Origin of the sequence: Ensifer sp. NPDC090286 (assembly GCF_044769565.1) — a bacterium.
GTDB lineage: Bacteria > Pseudomonadota > Alphaproteobacteria > Rhizobiales > Rhizobiaceae > Ensifer.
Genome location: NZ_JBIVYF010000007.1, coordinates 257,211 through 269,157 on the forward strand (window position 1 = coordinate 257,211; position 11,947 = coordinate 269,157).

Here is an 11,947-nt window from a genome sequence, read left to right on the forward strand (position 1 = left end):
CGCCAGACCGATCAGAGCCGCTCGACGCACATGGCGACGCCCATGCCGCCGCCGATGCAGAGCGTAGCGAGCCCCTTCGAAACGCCGCGGCGCTTCATTTCAAACAGCAGCGTGTTGAGCACGCGGGCGCCGGAAGCGCCGATCGGATGGCCGATGGCGATCGCGCCACCATTGACGTTGACGATCGACGGATCCCAGCCGAGGTCCTTGTTGACCGCGCAGGCCTGCGCCGCGAACGCCTCGTTGGCCTCTACCAGTTCGACATCACCGATCGCCCAGCCGGCCCTTGCCAGCGCTTTTCGCGAGGCCGGGATCGGGCCGGTGCCCATAACCTGCGGATCGACGCCGGCGGTTGCCCAGGAAACGATGCGGGCAAGCGGCTGGATGCCGCGCTTGGAGGCCTGCGCCTCAGTCATCAGCAGCGTGGCTGCGGCGCCGTCATTGAGGCCTGAAGCGTTGCCGGCGGTGACCGTGCCTTCCTTGTCGAAGGCGGGGCGCAGCTTCGTCATCTGGTCGAGCGTTGCACCGTGGCGGATATATTCGTCCTGGTCGACGGTGACGTCGCCCTTGCGGCCCTTGACGATGAAGGGAATGATCTCGTCCACAAAGCGCCCGGCCTTCTGGGCGGCTTCGGCCTTGTTCTGCGAGGCGAGCGCGAACGCATCCTGCTCCTCGCGGCTGAGCTGCCACTGGCGAGCGACGTTCTCGGCGGTAATGCCCATGTGATAACCGTAGAAGGCGTCGGTCAGGCCGTCCTTGATCATCGTGTCGATCATCTTGAAGTCGCCCATCTTCACGCCGCCGCGAAGATGCGAGCAGTGCGGCGCCATCGACATGGATTCCATGCCGCCGGCGACGATGATCTCAGCATCACCGGTTGCAATCTGCTGCATGCCGAGAGCCACGGCACGAAGCCCCGAGCCGCAGAGCTGGTTCATGCCCCAGGCGGTCTTTTCCTGCGGAACGCCGGCCTTCATCGCAGCCTGGCGCGCAGGGTTCTGGCCTTCGCCGGCCTGCAGCACCTGGCCGAGGATAACCTCGTCGACCTCACCGGCTTCCACGCCTGCGCGCTCGAGCACGCCCTTGATGACGGCTGCGCCAAGCTCGTGCGCCGGCGTGCTGCCGAAGGCGCCGTTGAAGGATCCGACCGCGGTGCGGCCGGCGCTGGCGATCACGATGGAGGGATTGCTCATGGGACGTTTCCTCAGATCTTCTGGCCTAATACGGGCAGACTGGCAAAGCGCGCGACGCAAGTCAAACGCCTTGATGCAGTGCCATAAAAGCGTCACCTAAAACGCAACCGCAAGATTTTGCACTTGCGTCGCCGCAACGCACAAAGACATTGTCAGCGGCGCGCTTTTGCGGATACTCTGAAAAACGCAATAAAGACGGGATGATGGGGGAGAGGAGACCCTGATGGCGAAGCACGAAGGCCAGATCGTTATCAAAAAATATGCGAACCGGCGGCTCTACAACACCGGGACCAGCACCTATGTCACGCTCGACGACCTGGCTGTGATGGTGAAGAAGGGTGAGGACTTCATCGTTCAGGATGCAAAATCCGGCGAGGACATCACCCATTCCGTGCTGACGCAGATCATCTTCGAGCAGGAGTCCAAGACCGGCAACACGCTGCTGCCGATCTCCTTCCTGCGCCAGCTGATCTCGTTCTACGGCGACCAGATGCAGATGGTGGTGCCGAGCTATCTCGAACATTCGATGCAGGCTTTCACCGAGCAACAGTCGCAGATGCGCGAGCAGATCAACAAGGCCTTCGGCGACACGCCGCTCAGCAAGAACCTGCAGGTTCCGCTGCAACTTGTCGAAGAGCAGGTGCGTCGCAACACCGAGATGTTCCATCAGGCCATGCAGATGTTTTCGCCCTTCATCACCGCGCCGCCGGTGAAGGAAACGAAGAAGGCCGAAGCCAAGGATATCGACGAACTGAAGGAGCAGCTGCGCGCGCTCCAGACCAAGCTCGACAATCTCGGCTGAAGGACGACCAGGCAGGGAAAACGCTTCCTGCCTTCACTTCACCTGCAACAGCGATCGCGGAAATCGGGGCGGCGTCGCCCCGAACCGTCAGGCCTAGAGGCCGATCGACACGTCCCGGCCGGCCGAGCGCATCGAAACGGCAAAGCCGGCGATGACATCGATGAAGCTGATGGTCATCAGGATGAAGAAGAGCTGCGTTGCCGCCGGTGCGAGCAGCAGAAATTCGATCAAGAAGACGATGAACAGGATCATCGACAGCAGATGATCCATCAGTGCGCGGCTGCTCGTGCGCGTCGCTTTCAGCAGCTCGACGAAGAGCAGCAGCAGGGCGCCGACGATCAGGAGGTCGCCGAAGCGCATCGTCCAGGTCGCACCTGAAAGCATGGAGAGCGACACCATGTCGGCGTTCAGGCCGGCGAGGCCGCCGAACATACCGATCATCGCGAGATTGTAGATTGCAAAAGGCAGGATCAGCAGCGGTATGGCAGCAAGCATCAGAACTCCTTGACCGCGTTTATGGGGGACCATGTTTGTGCGGCGTCGTCACGCAAGGCGCCAGCGATACCACGGCGTCCAAGCAAGATCATGTCAGATGCAAAACAAAAGGGCCGGCAGAGCCAGCCCTTTGAACCTAATCCGCGAACGGAAACGCTTATGCGCTTTCCTTCGGGGTCAGAACCTGACGGCCACGGTACATGCCGGTCTTCAGGTCGATGTGGTGCGGGCGACGCAGTTCGCCGGAGTTCTTGTCTTCGACGTAGGTCGGGGTCTTCAGAGCGTCAGCCGAACGGCGCATGCCACGCTTGGACGGGCTCGTTTTTCTTTTAGGTACAGCCATTTCATTCTCCACTTATCGGGCAAACACTGTTCAGCAGCCGAAATGGCCGTGTAAAACAGATGTTAATCACGGAAATTTGGCGCGCTTATACATGGCCAGCTGCTGTTTGACCAGTCCCCACGGGCAATTTTTCGACTCGACCTTTTCAGATCTCGTCTTCGATGACGACCCAAGGCTCTGCGCGGGCGGCTTCTTCCCATTTCAGGAACGCCGGATGTGCCTTTACGCGGTTCATGTAGCCGAGCGTTTCTGGATCCGCAACGAGATCATAGACGTCGAAGCGGTTGACCACAGGTGCGTACATCGCATCGGCCGCGGTGAAGGCGCCAAAGAGGAACGGACCGCCGGATTGGGCGAGCGCCTGCCGCCAGATGGTTTCGATGCGGGCGACATCCGCACGGACGTCCTCGGCAACGTCCAGCGCCTTCTTCGCCCGGCGGATATTCATCGGGCAGGCTCCGCGCAGCGCCCTGAACCCGGAGAGCATTTCCATCGAATAGCTGCGCGCCCGGGCGCGCGCCTGACGGTCGGCCGGCCACAGCCCGGCGTCGGGAAAAAGCTCGGCGACGTAGTCGATGATCGCCAGCGATTCCCAGACAAGGAAATCGCCATGCCTAAGCAGCGGCACCTTCCCCGTCGGCGAAACCGCGCGAATGTCCGGGTTACCCGCGGCAAAGTCGAAGGGGATCACCACCTCGTCGAAGGCGATGCCGGCCGCCGTCATCGCGATCCATGGCCGCATCGACCAGGACGAATAGTTCTTGTTGCCGACAAAAAGCGTAAGTCCGGTCATTTCCGCTCCTTGGTTGCTGGTCTCTCCGAGAAAACGATCAGTTCCTCGAAATGGTTCATGTCCTCGAACGAGCAGAAGGCGGGTGGATCGAGCGCGATCACCGGTGCCTGCTCGCGCAGAAAAGCGAGCTGTTCGTCCAGCATCACCTGCCAGCGCGGCAGCGCCGCATCGTCGAGCCAGTCGACGGGGTAGGCATAGGTGATGTGGAATTCGTAATCGTCATGATCAGGATGGCGGTAACCGAAGGCGTCTGCGAAGGCGTCGCGCCAGGCCTTGAGGCAGGCGCGATCGGCAGCACTGTTGCCTTCAAGCGCAAGACCTGTCGGGGTGACCTCGGTCACGCGGGCGCGGAACGGCTCCAGCGGCACAAAATTCGCGAGCCGGTCGCGGTAGTGCGCCGTCATCACCTCGATCGGCGTATCGAGCGGCAGGTCAGCCGGCCAGTAAGGGAGTTTCCGGCGGTGTTCGATGATGCCCTGGAAGATGGTCATGTGCAGGCTGGAGGGCGCGGTAAAGGCGAACTGCCGCGCCTCGGGCATCGCCATCAACCGGTCGCGCACGCCAAGCACGGCGGCCTCGGACGGCGACCCGGCAGTGACGTGAGAAACGACCGTGTTGCCCGGTTCCGGCAGGAAGCGGCCTTCGGGGTCGTAGCGCGTTCCGAGATGTCTCGGCGAGGCATGGTTGGCATTGCGGCCAAAGGCGAGAAGCGAGGGGGAGATCAAGGTCATGGAGCGATCGGGCCTTTCAAGGGGAGAGAGGCCCAGATGGCAGAACTCTACAACGCGAGCATGACATCGCCCAGTGAGCCCATCCAATGAAAAGGTCTGATCCTAATTATAAAGGCAGGTGATGTAACCGCCGGAGCGGCTGGCGCGGCGCTCGATCAGGTTTGCCAGGCGCTTCAGCCCGCGGCCCGGCTTGCCGGCGTTGCGCTCTTTCGGATTGGGCAGCGAGACAGCAAGCAGCGCTGCCTGCCGGCGCGAAAGCTTCGACGCCGAAACCCCGAAATGGTGGCGGGCAGCAGCCTCGATACCGTAGATCCCGTCGCCCCATTCGGCGATATTGAGATAGATCTCCATCATCCGCCGCTTGCTCCAGACGAAGTCGGCGGCGACCGCCAGCGGCAGTTCCATGCCTTTGCGCAGGAAGGAGCGGCCATTCCAGAGGTAGAGGTTCTTGACCGTCTGCATCGGAATGGTGCTGGCTCCACGGGTGGATTCCCCTTCGAGCGCATCCTCGACCACGCCCCGCATCTGCCCCCAATCGACGCCGTCATGGGCGCAGAACTGGCCGTCTTCGGACATCATCACCGACTGCACCAGAACCGGGGCGATATCGTCGAACTCGACCCATTGCCGATCGTAGCCGCGCAGCAGCGCGAGATCGCGCAGCATCAGCGTTGAAATCGGATGGATGAACTCCACCAGATAGAGAACGATCAGTGCGTAAGGAAGGACGAGCAGGCCAAGCACGGCGAGCACGATCTGGCGGCGGCGCGTACGCAACGTCCGGCGAAGCGAAGACCAGCGACTGGAAGGCACTTCGCCCTCCTCGCGCGCTTCCGGAACGACGTTCGCGGCCTGACTGTTCACCTCGCTGTCCATCCGCTTCTCTTAGTGCATGCGCAGGCAGAGTTGAACGGGCTTTCTGGCAAAAGGCAAGGCGTGCAGGCGGCTGTCCCAGGGAAAGCGCGCGGCTGCGACACGAATCCCCGTTGAAAGCCCTCTTCGCCCATGTCAAAGAGCGCGCATGAGCCAGGAACCATCGCCTTTTACCCGTCGCCTCGCCACCAATGCCCGCGCCGTCGAGGCGCTGCTGGAACGTCTGCTCGGCCAGACGAAGGAAGCCGACGAAATCGCCCGGCCGGCAAACCTGTTGGCTGCCATGCGCCACGGCGTGCTGAACGGCGGCAAGCGCCTGCGCCCCTTCCTGGTGATCGAATGCGCCGATCTGCTCGGCGGCAATCGCGACGCAGCCCTGCGCGCCGGCGCGGCACTCGAATGCGTGCATTGCTACTCGCTCGTCCATGACGACCTGCCGGCGATGGACGACGACGATATACGCCGCGGCCAGCCGACCGTGCACAAGGCCTTCGACGAGGCGACAGCGATCCTTGCCGGTGACAGTCTGCTGACTTTCGCCTTCGATATCATCGCAGCCCCCGAAACCTCGCTTTCGGATGCGCAGAAGGTGGAGCTGGTTCTGGCGCTCGGACGCGCCGCCGGCCACGGCGGCATGGCCGGCGGACAGGCGCTCGACCTGGCCGCGGAAAAGTCGCCGCCGGACGAGGCCGGGATCGTCACGTTGCAGGCGATGAAGACGGGCGCCCTGATCCGCTTTGCCTGTGAGGCTGGAGCCATCGTCGCCGGCGCCTCCAGGGACGATCGCGCGCGGCTTCGCGCCTTTGGCGAAAAGATCGGCCTTGCCTTCCAGCTTGCCGACGACCTTCTGGACCTCACCGCCGATGCGGAGACCATGGGCAAGGCAACCGGCAAGGACGCCGCCCGCGGCAAGGGCACGCTGCTGGCGCTACACGGCCAGGCCTGGGCGGAAGAGCGGCTGGAGCAACTGGTCGCAGAAGCAGAAGCGCTGCTTGCGCCCTATGGCGAGCGCTCGGCCATTCTCGTCGAAGCCGCCCGTTTCATCGCCAACCGCAGGAGCTAGATCCATGAGCAAATACTGGTCGCCGATCGTCTCCAAGCTGAAACCCTACGTGCCCGGCGAACAGCCGCGCATCGAAAACCTGGTGAAGCTCAACACCAACGAATGCCCCTACGGCCCGTCTAAGAAGGTGCTCGACGCGATCGCCGCGGCAGCGAGCAGCGATCTTCGCCTCTACCCCGACCCGCTGGCGCTGAAGCTGCGCCAGGCGATTGCCAGGCGCTATGGCGTGACCACCGAAGAAGTGTTCGTCGGCAACGGCTCCGACGAGGTGCTGGCGCATATCTTCGCCGGCCTGTTGAAACATGACGCGCCGCTGCTGTACCCGGATATTTCCTACAGTTTCTATTCGACCTATGCGCGCCTCTTCGAGATCGACACGGTCGAGGTGCCGCTCAACGATCGCTTCGAGATCGATCTCGCCGACTATGACCGGCCCTCAGGCGCGATCATCCTGCCGAACCCCAACGCCCCGACCGGGATCGCCTTGCCGCTCGCCGACATCGAGCGGCTGGTCGCAAGCCATCCGGACCAGCCCGTCGTCATCGACGAGGCCTATGTCGACTTCGGCGGAGAGTCCGCCGCAACGCTGGTTTCGAAATACGAGAACCTGCTGGTCGTCCAGACCTTCTCCAAGTCGCGTGCGCTTGCCGGCTTGCGCGTCGGCTTTGCCATCGGCCAGCGACCGCTGATCGAGGCGCTGGAGCGGGTGAAGGACAGCTTCAATTCCTATCCGCTCGGCCGTCCGGCCCAGGCTGGCGCGATTGCCGCAATCGAGGATGAAGCCTGGTTCGAGGAGACCCGCGCCAAGATCATCGCGTCGCGTGCGCGCCTTGCGGCCGAATTGACCGCGCGCGGCTTCGAGGTGTTGCCGTCATCGACAAACTTCGTTTTCGCCCGCCATCCCGGCCATAGCGGCGAAACGCTGATGAAGGCGCTGCGTGAACGCGCCGTGCTGGTGCGCCATTTCGCCAAGCCGCGCATCGGCGATTTCCTGCGTATCACCATCGGCACCGATCAGGAATGCGCCCGTCTGATCGAGGCGCTCGACGAGATCGCCTGACATCTTGTCTCGGTGACATTTCGCCGTTTCAAACCAGCGACGAACTGATCTAGCCTCCGGCGACCTCGCCGGAGCTTTGTCTGACATGTTCGACCTGACGCCCTATCTGCCGCAGTTGCTCATCGCCTGGACCGCCTATCTGATCGCGACCGCTTCACCCGGGCCCGCGATCCTCGCGATCATCACCACCTCGGTCAGTCAGGGACGCAAGGCCGGACTGGCGCTTGCCCTCGGCGTTCTCACGGGAAGCTACACCTGGGCGATGCTGACGGCCTCCGGTCTATCGGCGCTGATCCGCGCCTACGGCCATGCGATCATCGTCCTGAAGATCGCCGGTGCCTGCTATCTCTTCTGGCTTGCCTACAACGCACTGCGCGCTGCCATGCGCAGCGACAAAAGCGCGATCGTGCCGATGGCGAAGGCGCAGACGTCGCTGAAGCGGCTCTATCTCAAGGGGCTTGGCATTCACCTGACCAACCCGAAGGCGATCTTCTCCTGGATCATGCTGGTTTCGCTGGGGATGCCCGAGGGTGCGCCCGTCGGCGTCACCGCCACCTTCATCGGCGGCTGCATGGTGCTCGGCCTGGTGACCTTCTGCGGCTTTGCGATCGTCTTCTCACTGTCCCCGGTCCACCGTGCTTATCTGAAGTCCAAGCGGCTGATCGAGAGCCTGATGGCCGGCTTCTTCGCCTTTGCCGGCTTCAAGCTGCTGACCTCGCGGCTCTGAGGCCTCAGCGCTAGACAAAGCACTGGTTGCTTACTCGGCAGCCGCCTGGCCGCGGCCGTAGCGCTTCTCGATATAGTCGGAAACCAGCGTCTCGAAGTCACCGGCGATGTTGGGGCCGCGTAGCGTCATCGCCTTCTCGCCGTCGATGAAGACCGGAGCGGCCGGCATTTCGCCGGTGCCCGGTAGCGAGATGCCAATATCGGCATGTTTGCTTTCGCCGGGACCGTTGACGATGCAGCCCATGACCGCGACCTTCAGGCCTTCGACGCCGGGATATTTCTCGCGCCAGACCGGCATGTTGCGGCGGATGTCGTCTTGGATCTTCTGGGCGAGTTCCTGGAACACGGTCGACGTGGTGCGTCCGCAGCCGGGACAGGCGGCAACGACGGGAATGAACTGGCGGAAGCCCATGACCTGCAACAGTTCCTGCGCCACCTGCACCTCGCGGGTACGGTCGCCGCCGGGCTCCGGCGTCAGCGAAATGCGGATCGTATCGCCGATGCCCTGCTGCATCAGGATGCCGAGCGAAGCCGACGAGGCGACGATGCCCTTGGTGCCCATGCCAGCCTCGGTGAGGCCGAGATGCAGCGCATGGTCGGAGCGGGCCGACAGCATGGCGTAGACGGCGATCAGGTCCTGAACGCCGGAAACCTTGGCCGACAGGATGATGCGGTTGCGCGGCAGGCCGATCTCTTCGGCAAGCTCCGCCGACAGCAGCGCCGACTGCACGATCGTTTCGCGCGTCACTTCCTGGGCCGTGAGCGGAAAGCCGTTCGCCTTGTTCTCGTCCATCAGCCGCGTCAGCAGCTCCTGGTCGAGCGAGCCCCAGTTGACGCCGATGCGCACCGGTTTGTCGTAGCGGATCGCCATCTCGACGATCTCGGCGAACTGCTTGTCCTTCTTGTCCTTGAAGCCGACATTGCCCGGATTGATGCGGTATTTCGCCAGCGCTTCAGCGCAGGCCGGATGATCGGCAAGCAGCTTGTGGCCGATATAGTGGAAGTCGCCGACGAGCGGCACGTCGAGGCCGAGCCGCTCGAGCCGCTCGCGGATCTTCGGCACCGCCGCCGCACTCTCGTCGCGGTCGACGGTGATGCGCACCAGTTCCGAACCGGCTTTGTGCAGCGCGGCCACCTGGGCCACGGTGCCATCGATATCGGCCGTATCGGTGTTGGTCATCGACTGGACCACGACCGGTGCGCCACCCCCGACGATGACGCCGCCGACATCGACGGCGACGGAGGCGCGGCGGGGCTGCGGATCGAAATCGAAGGCGGAAGACATGAAGGCCTCTTCGTGGGTCACTGAGCCGGGCGAGGATGCGGGCAGAACCCACATGGACTTTCCTCAACTCGCCCTGGCCATTGGCCCATCAGGTGGATGAGGAAAGCCTGATTGTCAACGGCGACATCATGCCCTGACGGCGATTTGATGGCGGTGCTGCGCCTCAGTGCCCCTTGGCGCCATCCGCATGATCGGCATGGTGCGACAAGAGAAGCACGACGATGAAGAGCAGCGGCACCGAGGCGAAGATGATGGCAAAACCCGTATGCTCGGCGACGAAGCCGATCAGCGACGGTGCAAACAGCATCCCGGAATAGCCCATGAAGGTCGCGACCGAGAGCCCGATGCCCGGCTGCAGGCCCGGCATGTTGCCGGCCGCCGAAAACGCGATCGGCACCATGTTGGAGATGCCGATGCCGGCGATCGCAAAGCCAAGGATGGCGATGTAGGCATTGGGCGCCGTGCCCGCGATGATCATACCGACGAGTGCCGTGGCGGTGCAGATGCGCAGCGTCCGTTTGGCGCCGAAGCGATCCCGGACGAAATCGCCGGCAAAACGCATGGTCGCCATGGTCGCGGAGAAGGCGGCAAAGCCGAAGCCGGAAAGCTCGACGGAGGCACCAAGCTCGTTGCGCAGATAGAGCGCACCCCAGTCGAGCACCGTGCCCTCCGGCACCATCGAGAACAGCGCCATGATGCCGATCAGCCAGGGAAGCGGCGTCATCGGCAGGCGAAGCTTCTCCTTGGCGGCACCCGGATGCGGCTTGTCGGCCAGGATCATCGGCCAGGCGGCCACGATCAATGCCAGGCAGATCGCAGTGACGACGAGGACATGCGGCAGCACGCCGAAGCGGGCCATGAGGAAGCCACCAATGCCGGCACCGATCAGGCCGCCCAGGCTCCAATAGGCGTGGCAGGACGACATGATCGCCCGGCGCATGGATTTTTCGACCTCGACCGCATTGGCGTTCATCGCGACGTCCATTGCGCCGGCAAAACCGCCAAGCAGGAACATGGCGACGGCCGCCGTCCAGACGTCAGGGACAAGCGTCAGAAGCAGAAGCAAGGGCGACAGGATGATGGCGGTAACCTTGACCACCTTCTGCGAGCCGACGCGGGCGATAAAGCCGCCGGCAATCGGCATGAGCACCAGCGAGCCGATGCCGAACATCAGGATCAACAGGCCGAGCACGCTTTCGCTGATGCCGAGCCGGTCCTTGAATTCGGGGATCTTCGGCGCCCAACTGCCGATGACGAAGCCATTCAATAGGAACAGCAGCGATACCGCCAGCCGGTTGCGGGTCATGTAGCCCTGGCGGGCGGTCGCGGTGGGAGAACGTTGGTCCATGGTCTTGCCTCGGTGCCGGATCGCCCGGCTCAGATTGTGATTTCGATCAGATTTCCATCGGGGTCGCGAACAACGGCCTCGTAGAAGCCGTCGCCGGTCCAGCGCGGTTTTGCGACCAGAATGCCCTCAGCCTCGGCGCGCGCGGCCATAGCCTCGACCGCCTGCTCGCTGCCGAGCGACAGCGCCACATGGGCAAGGCCGATGCGTTCTTCGGTGGGATCGGCAGGCCCAACCCAGGGGCCTTCCATGATCTCGAATGCCGGCCCGTCACCAAGCGTCAGGAACCGCGAACGAAAGCCGGGCCGCCGCCGGCTTTCATAGATCTCGCCGACTTCGGCGCCGAAGAAGGACGACCAGAACCGGGCGATCGCCTCGAGGTCCCGCGTCCAGAGCGCCACATGCGTGATCGTCGTCATTCCGTCTCTCCCGCCATCAGGACCACTGCCCCTGCCGCCTCGAAGGCCGCCCGATGCTCCGCAGACGCATCCGCCTCGAGCAGCAGCGTCACCTTGTCATTGATATCGACGACACCGTGCGCGGCCGCCGTACCGAGCTTGTCGCTGGTGACGGCGACGACAAGACGCCGGCTGCGCTGGGCAACGAGCCGCTTGAATTCCGCATCCTCGAAATAGATCGCCGTCAGGCCCGCGACGGCATCGGCGCCACAGGTGCCGAGGAAGCAGAGATCGGGCCGGAGCAGTTCCGCATCGCGCTGCGCCCGCGCGCTGATCGCCGCACCGACGGCGCGGTTGAGCGGACCGCCGAGCAGGATGAGATCGACGCCCGGTTTCTCCATGAGCGCGACGGCAATCAGCGGCGTATTGGTGACGACAGTGACCGGCAGGTCCGGCTCGATCAGGTGCGCGATGGCGAGATTGGTGGAGCCGGCATCGAGAAACACGGTCATATCAGGCTTGATCAGGCCGATGGCCGCGCGCGCCAGCGCCGCCTTGCGTTCCGGCGCCATCGCCACCCGTTCCCGCAAGGTGCTGTGCGCTGCCGGCGCAACCGGAAGCGCGCCACCATAGACGCGCTCGCACAGTCCCGCCGCCGCCATCTCCCTGAGGTCGCGGCGGATCGTATCCTCGGAAACGCTGAGCTCAGCCGCAAGGTCGGCAGCAAGCACCCGGCCGTTGGCCTTCAACCGCTCCTGAATCAGCGTCTTTCGCTCACGAAGAAGGAGTTCACCTGACATCGCCATCAACCGTGCATAAACGTGCATGAATCGCTATAAA

The 11,947-nt window shown here is 63.5% G+C and carries 14 protein-coding genes; 4 read left to right on the top strand and 10 right to left on the bottom strand.

What is annotated here, in order from left to right; translation table 11 throughout:
• Window positions 1-11: 11 nt before the first annotated feature.
• Complete coding sequence (locus ACIQUG_RS30180; protein WP_402325916.1) at window positions 12-1,193, bottom strand: acetyl-CoA C-acetyltransferase; 1,182 nt, start codon at window positions 1,191-1,193, stop codon at window positions 12-14.
• A gap of 223 nt (window positions 1,194-1,416) precedes the next feature.
• On the opposite strand from ACIQUG_RS30180, the gene phaR reads away from it, so the two are divergent.
• On the top strand, window positions 1,417-1,995 hold the full coding sequence (gene phaR / locus ACIQUG_RS30185; RefSeq protein WP_043622245.1) for a polyhydroxyalkanoate synthesis repressor PhaR: 579 nt from the start codon (window positions 1,417-1,419) through the stop codon (window positions 1,993-1,995).
• A 93-nt stretch (window positions 1,996-2,088) separates the two neighbouring features.
• Here the strand turns inward: phaR and ACIQUG_RS30190 are convergent, their stop codons facing one another.
• The 5 genes from ACIQUG_RS30190 to mtgA form a co-directional block, all read right to left on the bottom strand.
• Window positions 2,089-2,490: a membrane protein gene (locus ACIQUG_RS30190; protein WP_034802925.1), complete on the bottom strand. Its 402-nt coding sequence runs from the start codon at window positions 2,488-2,490 to the stop codon at window positions 2,089-2,091.
• 157 nt (window positions 2,491-2,647) lie between these two features.
• A complete protein-coding gene (rpmF, locus tag ACIQUG_RS30195) occupies window positions 2,648-2,833 on the bottom strand; it encodes a 50S ribosomal protein L32 (RefSeq protein WP_034802928.1) in 186 nt (61 codons plus the stop codon).
• Between the two features lie 145 nt (window positions 2,834-2,978).
• On the bottom strand, window positions 2,979-3,626 hold the full coding sequence (locus ACIQUG_RS30200) for a glutathione S-transferase family protein (RefSeq protein ID WP_402325917.1): 648 nt from the start codon (window positions 3,624-3,626) through the stop codon (window positions 2,979-2,981).
• Window positions 3,623-4,357, bottom strand: coding sequence for a DUF1868 domain-containing protein (locus ACIQUG_RS30205; RefSeq protein WP_402325918.1), 735 nt, complete (start codon window positions 4,355-4,357; stop codon window positions 3,623-3,625). Before ACIQUG_RS30205 ends, ACIQUG_RS30200 begins: the two co-directional genes overlap by 4 nt.
• Before the next feature lie 102 nt (window positions 4,358-4,459).
• On the bottom strand, window positions 4,460-5,233 hold the full coding sequence (mtgA, locus tag ACIQUG_RS30210) for a monofunctional biosynthetic peptidoglycan transglycosylase (protein ID WP_402325920.1): 774 nt from the start codon (window positions 5,231-5,233) through the stop codon (window positions 4,460-4,462).
• Between the two features lie 145 nt (window positions 5,234-5,378).
• Between mtgA and ACIQUG_RS30215 the strand changes: the two genes are divergently transcribed.
• The 3 genes from ACIQUG_RS30215 to ACIQUG_RS30225 all read left to right on the top strand — a co-directional run bounded on the left by ACIQUG_RS30215 (window position 5,379) and on the right by ACIQUG_RS30225 (window position 8,080).
• Complete coding sequence (locus ACIQUG_RS30215; RefSeq protein ID WP_402325921.1) at window positions 5,379-6,293, top strand: polyprenyl synthetase family protein; 915 nt, start codon at window positions 5,379-5,381, stop codon at window positions 6,291-6,293.
• Between the two features lie 4 nt (window positions 6,294-6,297).
• Window positions 6,298-7,353 carry a histidinol-phosphate transaminase gene (gene hisC, locus ACIQUG_RS30220; protein WP_402325922.1) on the top strand — a complete coding sequence of 352 codons (1,056 nt, stop codon included), beginning with the start codon at window positions 6,298-6,300 and terminating at the stop codon, window positions 7,351-7,353.
• 85 nt (window positions 7,354-7,438) lie between these two features.
• Entirely contained in the window at window positions 7,439-8,080 is a 642-nt protein-coding gene (locus ACIQUG_RS30225) for a LysE family translocator (RefSeq protein ID WP_402325923.1), read from the top strand.
• A gap of 30 nt (window positions 8,081-8,110) precedes the next feature.
• On the opposite strand, the gene ispG is transcribed toward ACIQUG_RS30225, so the two are convergent.
• From ispG to ACIQUG_RS30245, 4 genes are all read right to left on the bottom strand, one after another.
• Entirely contained in the window at window positions 8,111-9,364 is a 1,254-nt protein-coding gene (gene ispG / locus ACIQUG_RS30230; RefSeq protein ID WP_034803175.1) for a flavodoxin-dependent (E)-4-hydroxy-3-methylbut-2-enyl-diphosphate synthase, read from the bottom strand.
• Window positions 9,365-9,527: 163 nt separating this feature from the next.
• The gene (locus ACIQUG_RS30235) at window positions 9,528-10,712 is read right to left on the bottom strand and encodes an MFS transporter (RefSeq protein WP_402325925.1); all 1,185 of its coding nucleotides are present in this window, start codon (window positions 10,710-10,712) and stop codon (window positions 9,528-9,530) included.
• A gap of 29 nt (window positions 10,713-10,741) precedes the next feature.
• Window positions 10,742-11,128 (bottom strand): VOC family protein, encoded by a 387-nt coding sequence (locus ACIQUG_RS30240; RefSeq protein ID WP_402325926.1) that lies wholly within the window; start codon window positions 11,126-11,128, stop codon window positions 10,742-10,744.
• Window positions 11,125-11,907 carry a DeoR/GlpR family DNA-binding transcription regulator gene (locus ACIQUG_RS30245; protein ID WP_402325927.1) on the bottom strand — a complete coding sequence of 261 codons (783 nt, stop codon included), beginning with the start codon at window positions 11,905-11,907 and terminating at the stop codon, window positions 11,125-11,127. The genes ACIQUG_RS30240 and ACIQUG_RS30245 overlap by 4 nt, the downstream gene beginning before the upstream one ends.
• Between the last annotated feature and the right edge of the window lie 40 nt (window positions 11,908-11,947).